A 19,047-nucleotide genomic window follows, 5' to 3' on the forward strand; every position below is an offset into this window, starting at 1 on the left:
TCATTATCCATTCCATCTACGGTAAGTCTTTTCTTTTTACAAAATTCTCTTAAAGATGATATCGTTTTTATAACATATCTCTACTAGAAAGGAATAAAGGATATGCCTAACAAACATCGAATTTTATTTATTGGTGCTGGTCGTATGGCAGAAGCTATATTTTCCGGATTACTTAAAACAAGCAAAGAATACATCGAAGAAATTATCATCTCTAACCGAAGCAACGTAGAAAAGTTAGAACAATTACAAAGGCGATATAATGTGTCTATTACAACGGATTGGAAGCAGCATATTACATCTGTCGATACGGTTGTTTTAGCAATGCCACCTTCTGCTCATGAAGAATTATTAGCTGAGCTATCTCCGTTAATATCAAATCAACTTGTCGTAACAGTAGCAGCTGGCATTGGACCATCTTATTTAGAAGCTAGACTCCCAAAAGGCACACCTGTTGCTTGGATTATGCCTAATACAGCTGCTGAAATTGGAAAGTCTATCTCCTTATATACAATAGGACAATCAGTAACCGAGATGCATCAAGAAACCCTGCAACTGCTTTTAAGAGGTATTGGTACTTCGCAACTTTTTACTGAGGAAGAAGTTCATCAGCTTACTGCAGTTACTGGAAGTGCACCAGCCTTCCTTTATTACTTTGCTGAAAGCTTAATTGAAGCAACAAAAAGTTATGGAGTCGATGAAGAAACCGCAAAACATCTTGTCATTCAAATGATTTCTGGCTCTGCTTCTATGCTCGAGCAAACGCAAAATCCAGCTAACCTCCGCGAACAAGTAACAACGCCAGGTGGTTCCACAGCTGAGGGTCTCAAAACTTTATACGAATATAATTTTTCAGAGGCAATTCAAAAAGCAGTAGAAGCAACAAACAAAAAAGCTAGGGGGAAATAATATGATTTTAACAAGTTTAAAAGATTATACAACATTACATAACGGTGTAAAAATGCCTTGGTTTGGTTTAGGTGTTTTTAAAGTAGAAGATGGTTCAGAAGTAATTGATTCTGTAAAAGCAGCAATTAAAAATGGCTACCGCAGCATCGATACTGCAGCAATCTATCAAAATGAAGAAGGCGTTGGACAAGCGATTCGTGAATCCGGTGTTTCACGTGAAGAATTATTTATTACCTCAAAAGTATGGAATAGCGATCAAGGATATGAAACAACACTTCAAGCATTTGAAACTACATTAGAGAAATTAGGTCTAGAATATTTAGATTTATATTTAGTACATTGGCCTGTAAAAGGGAAATATACTGAATCATGGAAAGCATTAGAAAAACTTTATAAAGATGGCCGTGTTCGCGCTATCGGTGTGAGTAATTTCCACATTCACCACTTACAAGACGTATTTGAAATTGCTGAAATTAAGCCAATGGTCAACCAAGTGGAATATCACCCACGTTTAGCACAAGAAGAGCTACATGCATTCTGTAAAGAACATAATATCCAGCTTGAAGCTTGGTCACCATTAATGCAAGGACAACTACTAGATAATCCAACGTTACAAGAAATTGCGACAAAATATAATAAATCAACTGCGCAAATTATTTTACGCTGGGATTTACAAAACGAAGTTGTAACAATCCCTAAATCAATTAAAGAACATCGCATTATTGAAAATGCAAACATCTTCGACTTTGAATTAAGTGCTGATGATATGAAAGCAATTCAAGCTTTAAATGAAGATCGTCGCGTTGGTCCAGATCCAGATAACTTTAACTTCTAGTAGAAAAACCACTGCCATATGCAGTGGTTTTTTTGTTTAAGAAAACTGAAAATTTAAACTATATTTCATTTGGTTGACACTTCATTATTCAAGGTGTAAGATTTTGAATTATCAAAGAAACACAAAAATTAATAAAATTTATTCGTTTACTCATTGTATCAAGAGAGGTGGAGGGACTGGCCCTTTGAAACCTCGGCAGCAGGTTCATTTTGAATACTGTGCCACTTCCTGCAAGCTTTATGCTTGAAAGATAGAATGAGGGACTTCGTTTATATACGGGTGCATAACTTGTACGTAAAAATCCCTCTTTCTCAATATGAAAAGAGGGATTTTTTATTTTTCATTTCCCTCATCATCATCCAAACTTAATTATTTAGGAGGAAAATCAAATGAAAAAGAAGTTTGTACCCGGTATTGCATCAGTTGTAGGAGTAAGTATTTTATTAACTGGTTGCGGTAGTTATAAAAACGAAGCAAGCGGAGCAAATGCAAAAGACGAGGCACCTAGCAAACAGGTTTTAAATTTATCTTCACCTACTGAAATACGAACAATGGATACGGCCCGTGCTACAGATACTGATTCTGGTCAAGTAATGAGAAACGTATTTGAAGGTTTGTATAATCTTGGTGAAGGTAACAAACCTTTCCCTGGCGTTGCAAAATCTCATGAAGTAAGTGGCGATAAAACAAAATACACATTCCATTTGCGAGATTCAAAATGGTCAAATGGCACTCCTGTTACAGCGAAAGATTTTGTGTTCGCTTGGCAGAGAGCCGTAGATCCAGCAACAGCCTCTGAATATGCATTTCTATTCTTTGATATTAAAAATGCAACAAAAATTAACAACAAAGAACTTCCAGCCGACCAACTTGGTGTAAAAGCAGTTGATGACCATACGTTTGAGGTAGAATTGGAGCGTCCTGTTCCGTATTTTATTAGCTTAACAGCGTTCCCAACATTTCTACCAATTAACGAGGAATTCTTTAAAGCACAAGGTGATAAGTACGCTTTAGAAGATAATACAATCTTGTACAATGGAGCTTTTACACTAAGCGATTGGAAGCACGAACAAAGCTTTAAATTTAAGAAGAACCCTACCTATTGGGATAAAGATACTGTCAAACTAGAAGAAATCAATTTTAACGTCGTAAAAGAAAAATCAACAGAAGTAAATTTATTCGAGTCAAAACAATTAGATCGTATAAAACTAACATCTGACTTCGTTGATAAATATAAAAAAGATGCTAACTTTAAAGAACGTCCAAATGTAGGCGTACAATTTTTACGCATGAATCAACAAAACAAAGTACTTCAAAACGTTTCTGCACGCCAAGCAATCGATCAAACAATTGATAGAAAATCCTTTGTAAATACGTTATTAAATGATGGCTCTACACCAACATTTGGTCTCGTTCCAAAAAACTTTGCAAAAGGACCTGAAGGAAAAGACTTCCGTACTGCAAACGGCGATTTAACAAAAGTTGATACAAAATCTGCACAAGAATTATGGAAAAAAGCTAAACAAGAGCTTGGTTCTGAAAAGATAACATTAGAATTATTAACGAGTGATGCTGACCTTGATAAGAAAACTGGTGAATTCTTAAAAGGGCAACTAGAAAAGAATCTAGATGGATTAACAGTAAATATAAAACCGCAACCGCGTAAGCAACAAGTTTCGCTTTTATTAAAAGGTGACTACGAAATCGGAATTGACGGCTGGAGCCCTGACTTTGCGGATCCAATTACATTCCTTGAGCTATTTACAACGAATAACCCTTATAACTTAGATCATTACTCTAATAAGGAATTCGATGAAACAATAGCAAAAGTGAAAACAACTTTAGCTGGTGATGAAAAAGCTCGCTGGGAAGCATTACTAGAATCCGAGAAAATATTATTTAAAGACTCTGTTATCGCTCCTCTTTACCAAAAAGGCGAATCTTATTTAGAACGTTCTTATGTGAAAGGAATTGTGCAAGTAGACTTTGCGGGTCAATTAAACTTCAAGTGGGCAAAAATTGAAAAATAAAGTAAAACCGTAATAAGTGGGGGTTCTTCATCCCCACTTATTATTAGCCCACACCAATTGTTTTTTTAGCAAAATATATTAAAAGTAGGTTCTCTCACACAAGAGAATCTACTTTTTTAATATATTATTCCAAGAAATTAACATTCTATTTTTATTATTGACATATAGTTCTTTCCAGTGTTAATATTCTAAATAATCAAAGAAACAAAATATTTCACCATCAAAATATAATGTCTACTAAGTTGAAACATATAACGATAGATTATAGCTCAACATGTATATACATATAGAACACCTGATTACCTATAAACAAATATTTATAATAGGTTCCATCTCCTTCTATAGCCACTTCAAGACATGGACATTATGACGTTACGAACAACACATTTAGGGAGGAACGAACAATGAAGAAAAAAGTTGTACCTGTTGTTGCATCTGTTTTAGGGGCAAGTCTATTACTAACTGCTTGCGGGGGAAATAAAGATAATGCAGGCGGAGCGAAAGCAAACGATAAAGTACCTGATAAACAAGCAATTAACTTATCATTCGCTTCAGAAATTCCAACAATGGATGTTGCAAAAGCAACGGATGGGGAATCCATGAATGTAATGCGCAATGTTTTTGAAGGCTTATATGCAATGGGAGAAGATAATAAACCGATTCCTGGTGTTGCTGAGTCGGTTGACATTAGTCCCGATAAAACAAAATATACATTCCATCTGCGTGATTCAAAATGGTCAAACGGTACTCCTGTTACAGCAAAGGACTTCGTCTTTGCTTGGCAACGTGCCGTAAATCCTGATACAGCAGCTGAATACGCATTCTTATTCTTCGATGTACAGAATGCGAAACAAATAAACCAAAAACAATTACCAATTGATCAACTAGGGGTCAAAGCTGTTGATGACAAAACGTTAGAAGTACAACTAGACCGTCCTGTTCCTTACTTCTTAAGCTTAACGACATTCTCAACATTCTTGCCAATTAATGAAGAGTACTTAAAGTCTCAGGGCGATAAATACGGTTTAGAAACAAATCATTTAATTTACAACGGTGCTTTCACATTAGATAACTGGAAACACGAACAAAGTTTCCAATTGAAGAAAAACCCTAACTATTGGGATGCTAAAACGGTAAAATTAGAAGAAATCAACTTCAATGTCGTTAAAGATAAGTCTACAGAAGTGAACTTATATGATTCAGGACAAATTGATCGCGTTGCTTTAACTGCAGAGTTTGTTGATAAATATAAGAGCGATCCAAACTTCAAGGAACGCGCTGAAGTCGGCATTCAATTCTTACGACTAAATCAGAAAAATGAAACATTAAAAAATCAACATGCACGCCTTGCTATTAACGGCGCAATGAATAAAAAGGCTTACGTAGAAACAATTTTAAATAACGGTGCTATCCCAGCTGAAGGAATGGTTCCTGCGAAATTTGCAAAGAGTCCAGAAGGCAATGACTTCCGTAAAGAAAATGGAAATCTAGTCAAGGATGATGTAAAAACAGCGAAAGAAAACTGGAAAAAAGCAAAACAAGAACTTGGTACTGACAAAGTAACAATCGAACTATTAACAAGTGACAATGCTTTAGCTAAAAAGACTGGTGAATATTTAAAAGGTGAATTAGAAAAAAACCTAGATGGATTAACAGTGAATTTAAAACCACAACCACGTAAACAACAGTTGAAACTACTATTAAGTGGTGACTATGAAATTGGTATTGACGGCTGGGGCCCTGATTTCGCTGATCCAATTACATTCTTAGATTTATTTACAACAGATAGTGCTTATAACTTCGATAAATACTCTAACAAAGAGTACGATGAGCTAATTCATAAAGTGAAAACAGATTTAGCTGGCGATGAAAAAGCACGCTTTGAAGCAATGAAGCAAGCTGAAAAAATTCTATTACAAGACGGCGCTGTCGCTCCTTTATACCAACAAGGTCGTTCTTACTTACAACGCTCTTTCATTAAAGGACTTGTAACGACTGACTTCGGCGGTGAATTTAACTACAAGTGGACAGAAGTTGCCAAATAATAAGAGCTAATAAAAAGGTATCCAATTGAGGATACCTTTTATAGCTAAAGTCTTCACTGCTACTAATTGTGTAACCAATACAATAACTAATAATGAAATAATATTTCTCTCTAAACTAACTCCTCCGAATATTATTGTATAATAGCCATTTGCTGCATATGTTACTTGAAATGGTTTGATACGTTTTAGAAAGCATTTCAGTACCTCCCTCACAACTTCAATTTACCATATACATACAAATCATTTTTGATTTAAATTGCGGATGAGCCCTTGTGACTGCAGGATAATAATTTATTTTCAACACATACATAATTACATGTTTTTGGGAAAAACTTGTATAGAACGAATTTACATAAGGAGGAATTTATAATGAGAATTCTACTATCAGTTTTATTAGCTCTTATGCTAGTACCTGCATTAACAGGATGTAAAGCCCCTGCAAAAGAAGACACAACTTCTAATAAAAAGACGACTGAAGAAGCAAAAAATGAGGCTCCTGCAGATTTAAAACTAAACTTTAATGAATTTAGTTTAGATGCAGACTATCAAGATACGAAGAAAGACTACGAAGCTGATTATAAAAATGGAGCCGCTGATAAGAAAATGGAAGCAAAGCTTGAAGACCATAAAACAAATGCAAAGTTTACAGGTGACGAGGCTATTACAAAATTAAGCCCACTTCTACAAGAATTAAAATTTGATAAAGATACTGCTGACCAAGAAGTAATCGATCAAGTAGTGAACGTGTTCAAACTTGATAAAGACTACCAAAAATTCGATTTAGAAGTTGTCTTCTCTGATGGAACGAAAAAAGAATATAAAAGAGAAATAAAATAAAGAAGTAGGCAATTGCCTACTTCTTTATTTTTTAATTTTTGCGTATCTTAGTTCTGGACTAGAACCGATAATGAACTGAACACCAGATACTGATGGTTTTTGTAAATATGAAGCACTTGGGAAAATAATTGGGATTAATGGTGAATCTGTAAACATAATATCTTCCGCTTTATGCAATAAGTCAAAACGCTTATCTTCGTTTTGTTCAACTTTTGCTTCTTTTACTAAAGCGTCAAATTCTTTATTATGCCATTTTGCATAGTTATTCGGACCATCACCTGCATATAAATCTAGTTTAGTAATTGGATCTAATAAAGAGCCGCCCCATCCCATATAAGCTAATTGGAAATCACTTTGCTTGTATGTGTCGATGTAACTCTTCCACTCTTTATTTTCTAATTTAATATCTACGCCAAGATTTTTCTTAAACATTTCTTGCATTGCTTCTGCTACTTTTTTATGTTGTGTATCTGTAGTGAATTTTAATGTTACTTCAGGTAATGTAGACCACCCTTGTTCTTTCATACCTTCTTCTAATAATTTTTTCGCTTCTGATGGATCAAATTTAACGTAATCACCTTTCTCTTTACGGAAATCACGACCACTTTGTGTTTTTGCTCCTTCTGGAACGAATGCATATGCTTCTTGCGCATTATTTTTATACAGTTTTTCAACGATAAATTTACGATCAACCGCTAATGAAAATGCTTTACGTACTTTCGCATTTGTAAACGGCTCTTTTTCTACGTTAAACGAATAAATATAAGATGAGAATCCTGCAACACGCTTATATTCTTTATTTCCTTTTTCTTTTTCAATCATCTCTTGTGGTAAACCACTTAGTAAATCTAATTCTTTTGATTTAAATAATTGATACGCTGTTTTAGAGTCTGGAATAATACGAAACTCAATTTCTTTTAATGTTACCTTTTTATCGTAGTATTCTTTATTTTTTTGTACTGTAATAGCCTGGTTATGCTTCCACTCTTTTAACTTGAATGGTCCATTCGTAATTAACTCTTTTGGATCTGTTTTTAATTTATTATTATCATCAATCGACTTTTTAGCTAATGGAATAAATAATGAGCTTGCTAATTTCTGTTTAATAGAAGCAACTGGATGTTCAAGAGTTACCTTTAATGTTTGAGGATCAACGACTTGAATACCAACTTGTCCCTCTTCACCTTTTCCAGTATTATATGCCTCTGCCCCTTTAATGAAATACATTTCTGTCGCATTCATAGAACCCGTTTTCGGATTTAATAATCGCTTCCATGCAAATTCAAAATCATTTGCCGTAATAGGAGAACCATCTGACCATTTAATATCTTTCTTCAAATGGATTGTATATTCAGTTCCATCAGCATTTACTTCTTCTTTCTCTGCTAATTCATTTTGATATTTCCCATCACTATCTTGCGTATATAAACTTGAAAACAACTGCCCAATGATATAACCTGACGTGCTATCTGTTGCAATAGCAGAATCAAGTGTGTATGGATCACTACTAATATTCGTTACTAATCGATCGCCTTCTCCCTTACCAGCACTCGCCTTTTGCGTCTCTTTCTTACCGCAAGCGACCGAAGTAATCGCTAAAACAGTCATAATGATAAACAGTAAAAACTTCTTCATCCTACATTCTCCTTTAACCCGAAATTTTTGGTGTTGATGCTAACAATGTTTTTGTATAAGAATGTTGTGGATTACGGAACACTTCGTCCGTATTTCCAAATTCAACAAGTTCTCCTTTATATAAGACAGCCACTTTTTCACATAAATAGTGAACCATCGGCAAATCATGTGCGATAAATAAATATGTATAGCCTTGTTCCTTTTGAATTTTTTGCAGCAGATGTACAATTTGAATTTGCAATGAAACATCTAATGCTGAAATTGGTTCATCAAGAATCAATACTTCTGGCTCACACAATAACGCTCTTGCAATAGCAATTCGTTGACGTTGTCCTCCGCTAAATTCGTGTGGATAGCGATCGATATATCGTCTATCTAATCCCACACGTTCTAGCGCATCACCTGCTACTTTATCCTTTAATCCTTTATCACCTATACCGAATGAAATATAACCTTCCGTTACGCTATCGCGTACTTTCCAGCGCGGATTTAATGCTGCTGTGGAATCTTGAAAAATGAACTGTACTTTCTGTAAAAAATCTCGCCTATGAGCTGATTTTAGCTTGTGAACGACTTGACCGTTATAATCAATTTCACCAGACGTTGGACTCTCAATCCCTGCTATGAGCTTTCCAAGTGTTGTTTTTCCTGAACCACTTTCACCAATAATGCCAAGTGTTGTTCCTTTCGGAATAGAAAGTGATATGTCTTTTAACGCTGTGATTTCTTTACTTTTACTTCCATACGTTTTCGTTACTTGCTTTATAGTAATTAAATCTGTCGTCATGAGGCATTCACCTTCTCTTTTGATTTCGCTTTATTATGCTCTAGAACATGTTGCCAACAATGTGAACTATGCTCCTTAGAATATGTGGTTCTCTCTGGAAAACGATGAATACATTCTTTTATCGCTACTGGACAACGATTTACAAAAGGACAACCAAAGCTATTTAATGTTTCAATGGAAGGTGTCGTTCCTTCTATAGCACGTAATACCTTTTCGGAATCATCCATATTCGGAATTGCTTGTAATAAACTTTTCGTATATGGATGTTTAGGAGAACCTATTACCTCCTGTATCGTTCCTTTTTCAACGACACGTCCCCCATACATAACAACTACTCGATCAGCTACTTCACGTACAAGTGCCAAATCATGTGTAATTAATAAAATACTCGTATTTTGTTTTTCTTTTCTTTCTTTTAATAGCCCCATAATTTGTTTCTGAATCGTTACATCTAACGCTGTTGTCGGCTCGTCTGCAATTACAAGCTTCGGGTGACAAGCAAACGCAATTGCTAAACAAATACGCTGCCTCATACCTCCGCTTAATTGATGTGGGTACTGTTCAAAGCGTTTCTCTGCTTCATGTATCCCTAAACCTGTTAACAAGTTAATCGCAATTTCCTTCGCTTCTCTTTTCGATTTTTTCCCATGTTGCAAAACTACTTCTGTAATTTGTTTGCCTACCTTCATCGTTGGGTTTAAAGATGAAAGCGGATCTTGAAATATAAAGGAAATATCTTTTCCGCGAATTTGATTCCATTCTGACTCTTGTAAATTCGTTAATTCCTTTGCTTGGAAAGCTATATTCCCATCATCGATATGAATTGATTCTTGATTCAAGCCGATAATGGATTGTGCTGTGACACTTTTTCCCGAACCACTTTCTCCTACAAGTGCAACTATTTCACCTTCGTTAATAGAAAAGGAAACATGCTTCACAATTGCTTGTTTACTATTCTCTTTTTCAACGGCTAACGTTACGTTTTCTAAAGATAAGATTTGTGCCATGTTTTTTCTCCTTTCGATTCCGTTTGACGATTTTTGGATCAATCGCATCTTGCAAACCATCACCAATTGCATTAAATGCGAACATAATGAGTGCAATCATGATTGCCGGGAAAAATAGCTGCCACCATTCTCCGCTCAATAATGTCCCGAGTGCATCATTCGTCATCGTCCCCCAACTTGCCGCTGGTGATTGTACTCCAAGTCCTATAAAGCTTAAAAATGATTCTGAAAAAATAGCTGCTGGAATTGTAAATGATAAATTCACGATAATAATCCCTGTTAAATTCGGAATTAAATGCCCATATATAATTTTCATATGTGATGTACCTAATCGCTCTGCTGCAATAACAAACTCTCGTTGTTTTAAAGATAAAACTTGCGCCCTAACGAGACGTGCCATACCAATCCATCCTGTTAATGCAAGGGCGATGATAATGGTAAAAAGACCTGGTTTCATAACAATTAATAGTAAAATAACAATTAATAAATATGGGATACCGTATAACACTTCGATTCCTCTTATAATCCACTCATCAATTAACGTTCCAAGGCGATTACGCCCTCTCACATATCCACTAAATCCACCAATCAGTACACCAAGACCTATATCGAGGGCAGCTGCTACTAATCCAACTGTTAGTGAAATCTTCCCACCAGCCCAAGTACGTGCCCAAATATCTCTCCCTAGATCATCTGTTCCAAACCAATGTTCACTACTCGGCGGTAAATTTGTTGCCTCTTTTACTTGTTCACTCGCAGTAAATGAAGTTAAACTTTCGCCAATAAGCGAGAAAACAATAATTAGCAATAACGTCACTGTTCCTAAAACTGCGATTGGATTCGATATAAACTTACGAAACACTTCTTTCTTTCTGCTAATCTTTTGCTGATCTTTATTTATCGTTAATTCTTTTTTCTCTTCTTTCGTTAATAACTGTTCATTAATCTCATAAGCCCCCATTTAAATATCCCCCCTCCTTATGTAATAGAACGAATACGCGGATCAACAATGCGATGAATAATATCTGTAATGAAAATACAAGCAATTAATAATGCACTATAGAAAATCGTTGTTCCCATAATCACCGGATAGTCTCGGTTAAAAATACTATCTACAAAATATTTTCCTAGGCCAGGAATTGAAAAGATTTTTTCAATAACGAAAGTCCCTGTTAAGAGTCCAGCCATTAACGGTCCAACAAATGTAAGTACTGGAACAATCGCATTTCGAAGAGCGTGTCTTATAATAATCTTCTTAATTGGTATACCTTTTGCTCTTGCTAGCTTAATATAATCACTCTGCAGTACTTCGATCATATTAGAACGAACAAACCTTGTAATAACTGCGATTGGCCCTAACGCTAATGCAAAGGATGGCAATACCGTATGTTCGAATGTTCCCCAAGAGGCTACTGGTAAAAACTCAAATTGGATAGCGAATACTTGTATAAATAGTGGTGCTAAAATAAAACTTGGAATAGAAATACCTAAAATTGCGAGCAAACTCACACTATAGTCAATTACTCTCCCATGATATAGAGCAGCAAATGTCCCTGCCGCAATTCCTACTAACAATGAAATAACAAGTGCTTGTAGACCAATAATTGCTGATGGACCAAAGCCAGTTGTTATAATTTCTGATACACCTTGCCCGGTTGATTGAACAGATTCACCAAAATCAAAATGAACTACACCGTCTAAATAAGCAACATATTGATTCCATAACGGTTCATCAAGGTGATACTTCGCTCTCATGTTTTGGATCACTTCTTCAGGAAAGATTTTTGCATCTGATGAAAATGGATCTCCCGGAATAATATGCATAATTAGAAATGTCACTGTCGTAATAACCCATAGTGTGAACACCATAACCGATAATTTTTTAATTACATACACTTCAATAACCCCCTAAACACATGAATTTACTTTGTTTTATGAATGTACTTTTTCCATTACTCCCTTTTCTCTTTTTAGAATACAAAAAGCCTTGATCTTAAAAAATAAGATCAAGGCTTAACAAACAAAGGCCCATCACTTATCTTTCAAGACTTGCTTGCTGGAATTAGCACGGTGTTCCTATTACAGAACCCGCTGCTGAGGTGTCATAGGGCCAGTCCCTCTACCTCTCTGGATAAGTAAATTGCTATATTATTATTTGGTTCAAATTGTATATTTCGAATTATAATTCTGAAAAATTGAAAAGTCAATCAAATTGGATAAATTTAGAAAAATCAGTTTTTAATTCATTTATCGAAATTACAGTTTTCGGCTTATAATAAAAAGAAATGATGTTAAAGGAGTTATAAGATGGACCCCTTACTTCTTGCTACTATAGGATTACCCTTAACAATCGTTATACTTTTCATCATCGGCTCCTATAAACTCTTTATTAAAAAGAAACGTATTACTTCTTTTTATACTCCTTTCGATAATATTACCGGGCAAACTATTTCCGAATTTCACGAAGAACAGAAAATATTAGTATCTGAGGATGAAGACGGAGATGGCAAGAAGAAAAAATAACCTTGCACAGGCAAGGTTATTTTTTCGTTTCTGCTTGAAAACGTTTATAGTATGTCGATGCTGTTGCGAAATTAATTTCTATATCACGAATCAACGATGAATCTTCTTCTTTAGCTAACTTCTGTAATTTTTTCATCGCTTGTTCCGATTCATTTAAGAAACCAACATATACCTCATGTTCTTGCTCTTTCGACTTCGGAACATGAATTTCTTTACGTATATTATCAATATCTTCTAACATGCTCGTTGTTACCTTTTTCACATCTTCTTTATATGTAGCCTTCGTTATTTCCTTACCGCCCTTTTCCTTTGCCACTTCAAATAGCTGCAGTGCGTTATTAATTTCTTTATTCATTTTCATATCGTATTTTTCATGTACTGCACGGTATTCTTTCATCTCTTCTGTTTGTTCAGTAGATTGCTCTACCTTTTCTTTCGGTTCTTTCGTATCTTTATTTCCATTACATCCTGCTAGAAGGATCATACTTCCCATTACAGCAATACCCAAAACCTTCTTCATCTCTTCTTCTCCTTTTATCTACAGCTACTACTCATTATAGTTTCTTTTATCTCCACTTGTTATTATACCGAGAACATCCTACTTTTTACACTTAAGACGATACCTTAATATACATACCAACATTTTTGTCACAGTATCGTCACTTTATGCAATTAAGTTTTGCAACGCTTTACTACATCACCTTACAAAAATGTAAGCACACATAAAGAACAAACCATGCTAGACTTACATATGCATAAAGCAAGCATATGTAAGTTTTTAAGGAGAATCATCTATGTACAACACAATGCGTTTTATGGAAGAAGATATTCGTGTCCTTATTCGCGAAAAATCACTTCATATTGAAAATACAGAGAGCCTTCGCCGTGTATTAAAAAAGAAGCATGCTCCATTTAAGTTAGCCCAATATTTAAAACAACAACATACAAATCAATTTCATACTGTGCTAAATATATCGGATAAATCATTAACAATCGAAATCATCGGTCATGTCTACATTGGAAACTTTGCAGATATCTTAAAAGAAATCCCACGTATACCGAAGATTGCTCCTATTATCGTTAAAAAAGCGTATAAAATTACCGATCATACTGATATTATCGACTGCGGAGAAAAAGAAGTCGATAGTAATCGCTGGGTGTGGGATAAACTTGCTGTTTTATATGATACGATCATGAATAATATGTATGGGGTATTTCAAAGAAATGAAAAAAAGAACTGATTCAAATATTTCCTTTGAATCAGTTCTTTTTTGTTAAGCCTCTAGGTTTTGTTTTTGCTGCATTTCAAACTGCTTCTCACTTCTTCTAGCCATAAATAGATAACATAATACAGCACCAATTTCACAAAGCGCAATAACAACACCCATCGGTAATGCTGTATTACTTCCACCAATACCTACTAGCGGAGCAACAAGTGCTCCTGAAATGAACTGTAATAAACCTAATAATGCTGACGCTGTTCCTGCAGCTTGCTTCTGATTTCTCATCGCTAACGAGAATCCAGTTGTTGATACAACACCGACACTTGATACAACAAGGAATAACGAGCATAAAACACCAATTAAACCTATTCCTAGTAAGATTGTCAGTAGTAAAGATAGACCACCAACAGCTGCAATAATAATGCCAGAGACAAATAATTTCTTCTCACTAACTTTACCCGCTAAGCGACCAGTAACCTGACTGGCAATAATAATACCAATACCGTTAATTGCAAAGAACAAACTAAATTGCTGTGGTGATGCTCCGTATATGTTCTGCAACACAAATGGTGAGCCCGAAATGTATGCAAACATCGCCGCTGTTACTAATCCTTGTGACAATGCATATCCCATAAACAGACGGTCCTTTAACAATTTTCCGTACGTCGCCAAAGTCCCTGACAAACCACCCGTTTCTCTTTCTTCAGGAGGTAATGTTTCACGCAATACAAAAGTAGCTGAGATTAACATGAATACGCTAATTGCTCCAAGAACGATGAAAACACCGCGCCACGTTGTAAACTGTAATAATTGCCCCCCAATAATCGGTGCCAAAATAGGTGCTGCTCCGTTTACTAACATAAGCAGTGAGAAAAACTTCGTCATTTCAGAACCTGAGTACATATCACGTACCATTGCACGTGATATAACAATCCCCGCTGATCCTGAAGCTCCTTGTAAGAAGCGCAATAACACTAAAGTCCAAATAGATGGCGCAATAGCACAAAGTAAAGAAGAAGCAACATAAATAATAAGAGCAATAATAAGAGGTTTGCGCCTTCCATAAATGTCACTAATTGAACCGACAAATAATTGTCCTACTGATAACCCAAGTAAACAAGCTGTCAATGTAAGCTGCGCTAGGGATGCACCTGTTTGTAAATCATCCGTTAACTTTGGTAACGAAGGCAAATACATATCAATAGATAATGGTCCAATCGCCGTAAGTGTTCCTAATACAAGAATCATCCATAACCTGTTCATCTTTACAGGTTTATATATTTCGTGATTAACTTCATTCACTTTTTCCATTCACCCTTTCCTATACACACTGAATCGTAACAATTATAGTTACATCATAAACATACGTCAAGTACAGCGCATTTTCCTCTTTCATAACGTAAAAAAAAAGCGATAGAGATTCTATCGCTTTACTTTTTCACATTACTATTCGTAAATTTAGATACCGAGGCCATCGTCTCTCCCGTATCTAAATATGTAATTTGAATTGGATCTCCCACTTCTGTAAACATAGCATACGGGAATTTCTTCACTGGTATCATAAATACCTTTTGTTCATTCTCTAAAAGTACGTACACGATTGTATTTTCACCTGATTTCTCTTTATATACACGTTGTACAATACCTTCTTTTTGCGCTTCTTTTCCTGTTGAGGTTGGTCTAAAGGTATCACCATTACCGCTCATTACGTTTTTATAATTCTCAAGCGCTTCTTTCTGCGTCGAACCTGTCGCAAATATTTTTGCATTAGCAGCATATACAACTGTATGTGCACGTACTAGGCCTCCGTCATCAACAACCGGAATAATCCAAGCTGGTTTTCCGTATACGTTATAAATGACAGGCATTGTCCCATGCCATTTCTCTCTCTTAAAGGAATTATCCACTACTTCTGTAGCTGCTGAACCATCCATAATCCCCTTCACTTCTTTTCCATTATAGTAATATAGCTTGCCTGTGCGTGCATCTACTAATGAATAGCCTAGGGCTGAATCTACTCCTTCTTTTGGAGAAGTAAAGTCTGTAAAATAATACAGTGTTCCATCTTTACCAAAGATCGGGGTCACGCCTTCTTTCGTTCCCCACTCAGTCGGAATTTTCATATCTGTTTGTGAGAATTTCGTATTCCAAAATCCGTGAATATATTTGCCAAAGTACGTATTTAACGTAGATGCAGTCTCATGATTTAATACACCATCAACAAATTTAGGTGCCTTTCCTTTATCATATCTTTTCACTTCTCCTGTTTGTGCATCTACTACGACAACACCTTCTACCTCAAATCCAGATCTTCCTGAAATAAATTCACCATACGTCATTGTATAATATGGTTTTCCTTTATCATCAACCTCAAATTTAGGTTTTCCTTTAAAGATTAAATTTGGTTCTGCTTGCCTTACCACACGCTCTAAATTATTACCAAAAAACATGCTTGGCACATATTTCATTTTATAACCGAGGTGCAGTTTCGCTTCCGCATCAGGATTCGTACCTGACATCGTTACATACCCTGGAATTATCTCAGCTTTACGCGCTTTAAAAAATCCTGAAACTTCAATCGGCGCTACATATAAAGCTTCGCCGTTTACCATTTGTGGCGTTAATTCTCCTAGCTCAAAATAAGCTACTTTCGGAATATCACCAAATACTTTTTTCATCTTATTCTCCGCTGTCTTTGGCGGCACTGTAAACGGCTGGTCATTTTCAGTAAATGGCTCTGAAATATCTTTCTCTATCTTAACAACAGAATCATATTTCTTTTGCGAGATTACTATATCGTGCAAATATCCAAAGTAGCCGTAACTTGCGAGTAAAATAAACATTAGAAGTCCTTTTAATGTACCTTCTAATTTCCCTATTTGATCTTGTGAAAATAAAACAAGCCCAATTAAAATTGCTACTGCAACAGAATAATGAGTAAGAATCGAGTCTACTCGATCATCAATTAGCCAAAAGTATTCATAGATTGCAATACCTATCCAAAATAAAACAGGAATAACTAAAATAGATGATTTCTTACCCTTTACAACCTTCTTATCTCCCTTCTTATCCACTGCTCGAAGCTTACTACTACTTCTTGTCCATGGAATCAAAAACAAAGTAAGAATAGCTAAAACTACAAATTTCATCAAAGGCACTGTCCCCTTTTCTTTTGTATTCCCTTTTAGTATAACAAATAAAGGGTATTAAGGTGAAAATAGGAATAGTTATATTTTTTTACTACTTAATACAATCCCGCTCACTACATATAGAATAGATGCAATATAAAAAATTGTACCAATCGTAAAGAAATCTACTAAATATCCCGTGGCAATAACCGCTACTGCTCCGCCAATGGATGTCCACACATGGTATTTTCCAATCTCATAACCAGCCTTTTCCTGCGCAACCTTTCGTGCTAATGAAGTCTTCTCAGTATTACGCTGCACAGCACCTAAAACTCCCATTACAATTTGAAGAATATACACATGCCATACTTCCGTGGCAATCGGAAAGCAAAGCATTAAGATTGCCATGGACCAAGCGTATATGATTAATAATTTTTTATCACCTACTTGATCAGATACCTTTCCCACTAGTGGATATACAAGTGCTGATGTTAAAGCAAATAAGCCATACGCCCAGCCAAATTGCGAGAAGCTATTTCCAACGTTTCGAAGTAATAATATATAAAAAGGAAATACCATACTTCCTGCCATCATGATAATACTTTGCGAAGCCACAAATCTTCTATATGTCATTTCGTATACTCCCTATAAAATAAATTAACAAATCTCTCTTCTGAATCTACTTCCTTCTTTTTCTTGAGAAATTCTTCAATATGAGGATATGCCCTTTTTAACTGCTCTTTCGTTGGATAAGAATAGTACGGCAAATAGTAACTACCGTTATGCTTTAAAGTAACATCAATCATCTTCCGAATGACATCCTCTGTTTTCTTTATCTCACTCTCTGAGCGTCCCTGGTTAATCAAAAGAACCAGCGCAAACATATCATCTTTCGCATAGGACAAAACTGCATTTTCATTCTTTTCCACGTAACGAATCGTAATGTTGAGTAAATTAAACTCTTCTTCATTTAATGCGTTACGTAAATCATCTATATACTTCGTGAAAGCATCTATAGGCACAAAGTATTCTTGTAACACTTCGGTCCTATTTTGATTTTCATATTCCATAAAAGCACTATCTGATCTCATAACATTATTACGCGTCTCATACTTTCCATCTGTACGTTCAAAATAACCTCTTTGTATATCCCAAAATGTATTCTTTCCCCAATCACTATAACGTGATAACCCAAGTAAAAATTTAGGTGCAGCTATAATATTTTCTTCCTTTAATTCACTGTACTCTTCTCTCATATTTTGATTTTGTGCCAAAGTATAATCCGTCACATACATCTCTTTTAAAAATGAATTTGGAGCAACAGAAATACGCGCTAAGTGCATACGAACATTCTCATCTCTTTTCACTTTCTCTTTGAAATAAGATGCGTATTCTTTATAATCTATCATTCTCGTGTGCATTTCATATAATTCATCTTCTGTTAACTTCAGCGTCACATCTAAAATAACTCCAAATAAACCGTAACCACCAATGACATATGGAAATAACTCTGCATTTTCTTCTCTACTTACATTACGTACCGTGCCATCTGCCATTAACAATCTGAATGACTCTACTGTATCAATTAGTGCCTCATGACGAATATCACGCCCATGTACATTTACACTTAATGAACCACCAACAGTAAAAATATTTTGAGACTGCATGACCTGTACCGCAAGGCCATATGGATTTATTTTCTTCTGAATATCATTCCACGTGACACCACTTTGAACTGTAATACGCTTCTTCTCTGGATCGAATTCTAATATTTTATTATATCCTTTCATATCAAGCATCGTGCCATTCGGATAATATGTCTGTCCTCCTTGGCTATGTTGCATGCCTGCAATGGAAATTTTCTCTCCTGAAACTTTTGCATCTCGCACTAATTTTATTAACGAGTGCTCTTCCGTAGCACTTTCAACACGTTTTATTTTTGTCGGAAGCAATTTACCTACATCACTCATAATAGGATGATCAATTTGTTTTTTATACGTATGTACAGACGTTGCAAGCAAAACCGTATATGCGACAATGACCACTACTATCTTTCTTTTTTTCAAAGGACACTCTCCTTATTAGCAACAA

17 protein-coding genes, 1 pseudogene and 2 riboswitches are annotated in these 19,047 nt (G+C 35.5%); of the genes and pseudogenes, 7 read left to right on the forward strand and 11 right to left on the reverse strand.

Annotated features, from left to right (window positions below; genetic code table 11):
- Positions 1–102: 102 nt before the first annotated feature.
- The 4 genes from proC to ACO6VI_RS21020 all read left to right on the forward strand — a co-directional run bounded on the left by proC (position 103) and on the right by ACO6VI_RS21020 (position 5,816).
- Positions 103–906 (forward strand): pyrroline-5-carboxylate reductase, encoded by an 804-nt coding sequence (gene proC, locus ACO6VI_RS21005; protein ID WP_001133009.1) that lies wholly within the window; start codon positions 103–105, stop codon positions 904–906.
- A gap of 1 nt (position 907) precedes the next feature.
- Positions 908–1,741: an aldo/keto reductase gene (locus ACO6VI_RS21010; protein ID WP_000604196.1), complete on the forward strand. Its 834-nt coding sequence runs from the start codon at positions 908–910 to the stop codon at positions 1,739–1,741.
- Positions 1,742–1,893: 152 nt separating this feature from the next.
- Positions 1,894–1,998: riboswitch (SAM riboswitch) on the forward strand.
- 132 nt (positions 1,999–2,130) lie between these two features.
- On the forward strand, positions 2,131–3,771 hold the full coding sequence (locus tag ACO6VI_RS21015; protein WP_000726449.1) for a peptide ABC transporter substrate-binding protein: 1,641 nt from the start codon (positions 2,131–2,133) through the stop codon (positions 3,769–3,771).
- 404 nt (positions 3,772–4,175) lie between these two features.
- Positions 4,176–5,816: a peptide ABC transporter substrate-binding protein gene (locus ACO6VI_RS21020; protein ID WP_000731063.1), complete on the forward strand. Its 1,641-nt coding sequence runs from the start codon at positions 4,176–4,178 to the stop codon at positions 5,814–5,816.
- 6 nt (positions 5,817–5,822) lie between these two features.
- On the opposite strand, the pseudogene ACO6VI_RS21025 reads toward ACO6VI_RS21020, so the two are convergent.
- Positions 5,823–6,015: pseudogene (locus tag ACO6VI_RS21025) on the reverse strand (hypothetical protein); the annotation flags it as partial.
- A gap of 170 nt (positions 6,016–6,185) precedes the next feature.
- On the opposite strand from ACO6VI_RS21025, the gene ACO6VI_RS21030 reads away from it, so the two are divergent.
- Positions 6,186–6,653, forward strand: coding sequence for a YusW family protein (locus tag ACO6VI_RS21030; RefSeq protein ID WP_422423991.1), 468 nt, complete (start codon positions 6,186–6,188; stop codon positions 6,651–6,653).
- A 24-nt stretch (positions 6,654–6,677) separates the two neighbouring features.
- Here the strand turns inward: ACO6VI_RS21030 and ACO6VI_RS21035 are convergent, their stop codons facing one another.
- The 5 genes from ACO6VI_RS21035 to ACO6VI_RS21055 are packed head-to-tail and all read right to left on the reverse strand — an operon-like array spanning position 6,678 to position 11,978.
- Positions 6,678–8,288 carry a peptide ABC transporter substrate-binding protein gene (locus ACO6VI_RS21035; RefSeq protein ID WP_071713801.1) on the reverse strand — a complete coding sequence of 537 codons (1,611 nt, stop codon included), beginning with the start codon at positions 8,286–8,288 and terminating at the stop codon, positions 6,678–6,680.
- A 13-nt stretch (positions 8,289–8,301) separates the two neighbouring features.
- Positions 8,302–9,075: an ABC transporter ATP-binding protein gene (locus tag ACO6VI_RS21040; protein ID WP_063546213.1), complete on the reverse strand. Its 774-nt coding sequence runs from the start codon at positions 9,073–9,075 to the stop codon at positions 8,302–8,304.
- Positions 9,072–10,082, reverse strand: coding sequence for an ABC transporter ATP-binding protein (locus ACO6VI_RS21045; RefSeq protein ID WP_000057272.1), 1,011 nt, complete (start codon positions 10,080–10,082; stop codon positions 9,072–9,074). Before ACO6VI_RS21045 ends, ACO6VI_RS21040 begins: the two co-directional genes overlap by 4 nt.
- Positions 10,039–11,043, reverse strand: coding sequence for an ABC transporter permease (locus ACO6VI_RS21050; protein WP_063546211.1), 1,005 nt, complete (start codon positions 11,041–11,043; stop codon positions 10,039–10,041). Before ACO6VI_RS21050 ends, ACO6VI_RS21045 begins: the two co-directional genes overlap by 44 nt.
- A gap of 17 nt (positions 11,044–11,060) precedes the next feature.
- Positions 11,061–11,978 carry an ABC transporter permease gene (locus tag ACO6VI_RS21055; protein WP_000289326.1) on the reverse strand — a complete coding sequence of 306 codons (918 nt, stop codon included), beginning with the start codon at positions 11,976–11,978 and terminating at the stop codon, positions 11,061–11,063.
- A 136-nt stretch (positions 11,979–12,114) separates the two neighbouring features.
- Positions 12,115–12,220, reverse strand: a riboswitch (SAM riboswitch).
- 169 nt (positions 12,221–12,389) lie between these two features.
- Here ACO6VI_RS21055 and ACO6VI_RS21060 point away from each other — a divergent pair.
- The gene (locus ACO6VI_RS21060; protein WP_048655823.1) at positions 12,390–12,605 is read left to right on the forward strand and encodes a DUF3951 domain-containing protein; all 216 of its coding nucleotides are present in this window, start codon (positions 12,390–12,392) and stop codon (positions 12,603–12,605) included.
- A 16-nt stretch (positions 12,606–12,621) separates the two neighbouring features.
- On the opposite strand, the gene ACO6VI_RS21065 is transcribed toward ACO6VI_RS21060, so the two are convergent.
- Positions 12,622–13,125, reverse strand: coding sequence for a hypothetical protein (locus ACO6VI_RS21065; RefSeq protein ID WP_063546209.1), 504 nt, complete (start codon positions 13,123–13,125; stop codon positions 12,622–12,624).
- Between the two features lie 274 nt (positions 13,126–13,399).
- Here ACO6VI_RS21065 and ACO6VI_RS21070 point away from each other — a divergent pair, with 274 nt between their 5' ends.
- On the forward strand, positions 13,400–13,846 hold the full coding sequence (locus ACO6VI_RS21070) for a hypothetical protein (RefSeq protein WP_063546207.1): 447 nt from the start codon (positions 13,400–13,402) through the stop codon (positions 13,844–13,846).
- A 33-nt stretch (positions 13,847–13,879) separates the two neighbouring features.
- On the opposite strand, the gene ACO6VI_RS21075 is transcribed toward ACO6VI_RS21070, so the two are convergent.
- The 4 genes from ACO6VI_RS21075 to ACO6VI_RS21090 form a co-directional block, all read right to left on the reverse strand.
- A complete protein-coding gene (locus tag ACO6VI_RS21075) occupies positions 13,880–15,139 on the reverse strand; it encodes a multidrug effflux MFS transporter (RefSeq protein WP_141435916.1) in 1,260 nt (419 codons plus the stop codon).
- A 119-nt stretch (positions 15,140–15,258) separates the two neighbouring features.
- Complete coding sequence (locus ACO6VI_RS21080; protein WP_063546205.1) at positions 15,259–16,977, reverse strand: DUF3981 domain-containing protein; 1,719 nt, start codon at positions 16,975–16,977, stop codon at positions 15,259–15,261.
- A 78-nt stretch (positions 16,978–17,055) separates the two neighbouring features.
- Entirely contained in the window at positions 17,056–17,589 is a 534-nt protein-coding gene (locus ACO6VI_RS21085) for an MFS transporter (RefSeq protein WP_000222367.1), read from the reverse strand.
- Positions 17,586–19,022 carry an FAD-binding oxidoreductase gene (locus tag ACO6VI_RS21090; RefSeq protein ID WP_063546203.1) on the reverse strand — a complete coding sequence of 479 codons (1,437 nt, stop codon included), beginning with the start codon at positions 19,020–19,022 and terminating at the stop codon, positions 17,586–17,588. Before ACO6VI_RS21090 ends, ACO6VI_RS21085 begins: the two co-directional genes overlap by 4 nt.
- Positions 19,023–19,047 lie beyond the last annotated feature (25 nt).

The sequence above is a fragment of the Bacillus sp. PSXD-155 genome (genome assembly GCF_049310765.1).
GTDB lineage: Bacteria > Bacillota > Bacilli > Bacillales > Bacillaceae_G > Bacillus_A > Bacillus_A cereus.

Bases quoted from the DNA above. Each gene is read 5' to 3' on its own strand.
- ACO6VI_RS21035 (WP_071713801.1), bottom strand. From the start codon at position 8,288: ATGAAGAAGTTTTTACTGTTTATCATTATGACTGTTTTAGCGATTACT.
- ACO6VI_RS21050 (WP_063546211.1), bottom strand. From the start codon at position 11,043: ATGGGGGCTTATGAGATTAATGAACAGTTATTAACGAAAGAAGAGAAA.
- ACO6VI_RS21040 (WP_063546213.1), bottom strand. From the start codon at position 9,075: ATGACGACAGATTTAATTACTATAAAGCAAGTAACGAAAACGTATGGA.
- ACO6VI_RS21085 (WP_000222367.1), bottom strand. From the start codon at position 17,589: ATGACATATAGAAGATTTGTGGCTTCGCAAAGTATTATCATGATGGCA.
- ACO6VI_RS21015 (WP_000726449.1), top strand. From the start codon at position 2,131: ATGAAAAAGAAGTTTGTACCCGGTATTGCATCAGTTGTAGGAGTAAGT.
- ACO6VI_RS21070 (WP_063546207.1), top strand. From the start codon at position 13,400: ATGTACAACACAATGCGTTTTATGGAAGAAGATATTCGTGTCCTTATT.
- ACO6VI_RS21080 (WP_063546205.1), bottom strand. From the start codon at position 16,977: ATGAAATTTGTAGTTTTAGCTATTCTTACTTTGTTTTTGATTCCATGG.
- ACO6VI_RS21020 (WP_000731063.1), top strand. From the start codon at position 4,176: ATGAAGAAAAAAGTTGTACCTGTTGTTGCATCTGTTTTAGGGGCAAGT.
- ACO6VI_RS21030 (WP_422423991.1), top strand. From the start codon at position 6,186: ATGAGAATTCTACTATCAGTTTTATTAGCTCTTATGCTAGTACCTGCA.
- ACO6VI_RS21065 (WP_063546209.1), bottom strand. From the start codon at position 13,125: ATGAAGAAGGTTTTGGGTATTGCTGTAATGGGAAGTATGATCCTTCTA.
- ACO6VI_RS21010 (WP_000604196.1), top strand. From the start codon at position 908: ATGATTTTAACAAGTTTAAAAGATTATACAACATTACATAACGGTGTA.
- ACO6VI_RS21045 (WP_000057272.1), bottom strand. From the start codon at position 10,082: ATGGCACAAATCTTATCTTTAGAAAACGTAACGTTAGCCGTTGAAAAA.
- ACO6VI_RS21060 (WP_048655823.1), top strand. From the start codon at position 12,390: ATGGACCCCTTACTTCTTGCTACTATAGGATTACCCTTAACAATCGTT.
- ACO6VI_RS21075 (WP_141435916.1), bottom strand. From the start codon at position 15,139: ATGGAAAAAGTGAATGAAGTTAATCACGAAATATATAAACCTGTAAAG.
- proC (WP_001133009.1), top strand. From the start codon at position 103: ATGCCTAACAAACATCGAATTTTATTTATTGGTGCTGGTCGTATGGCA.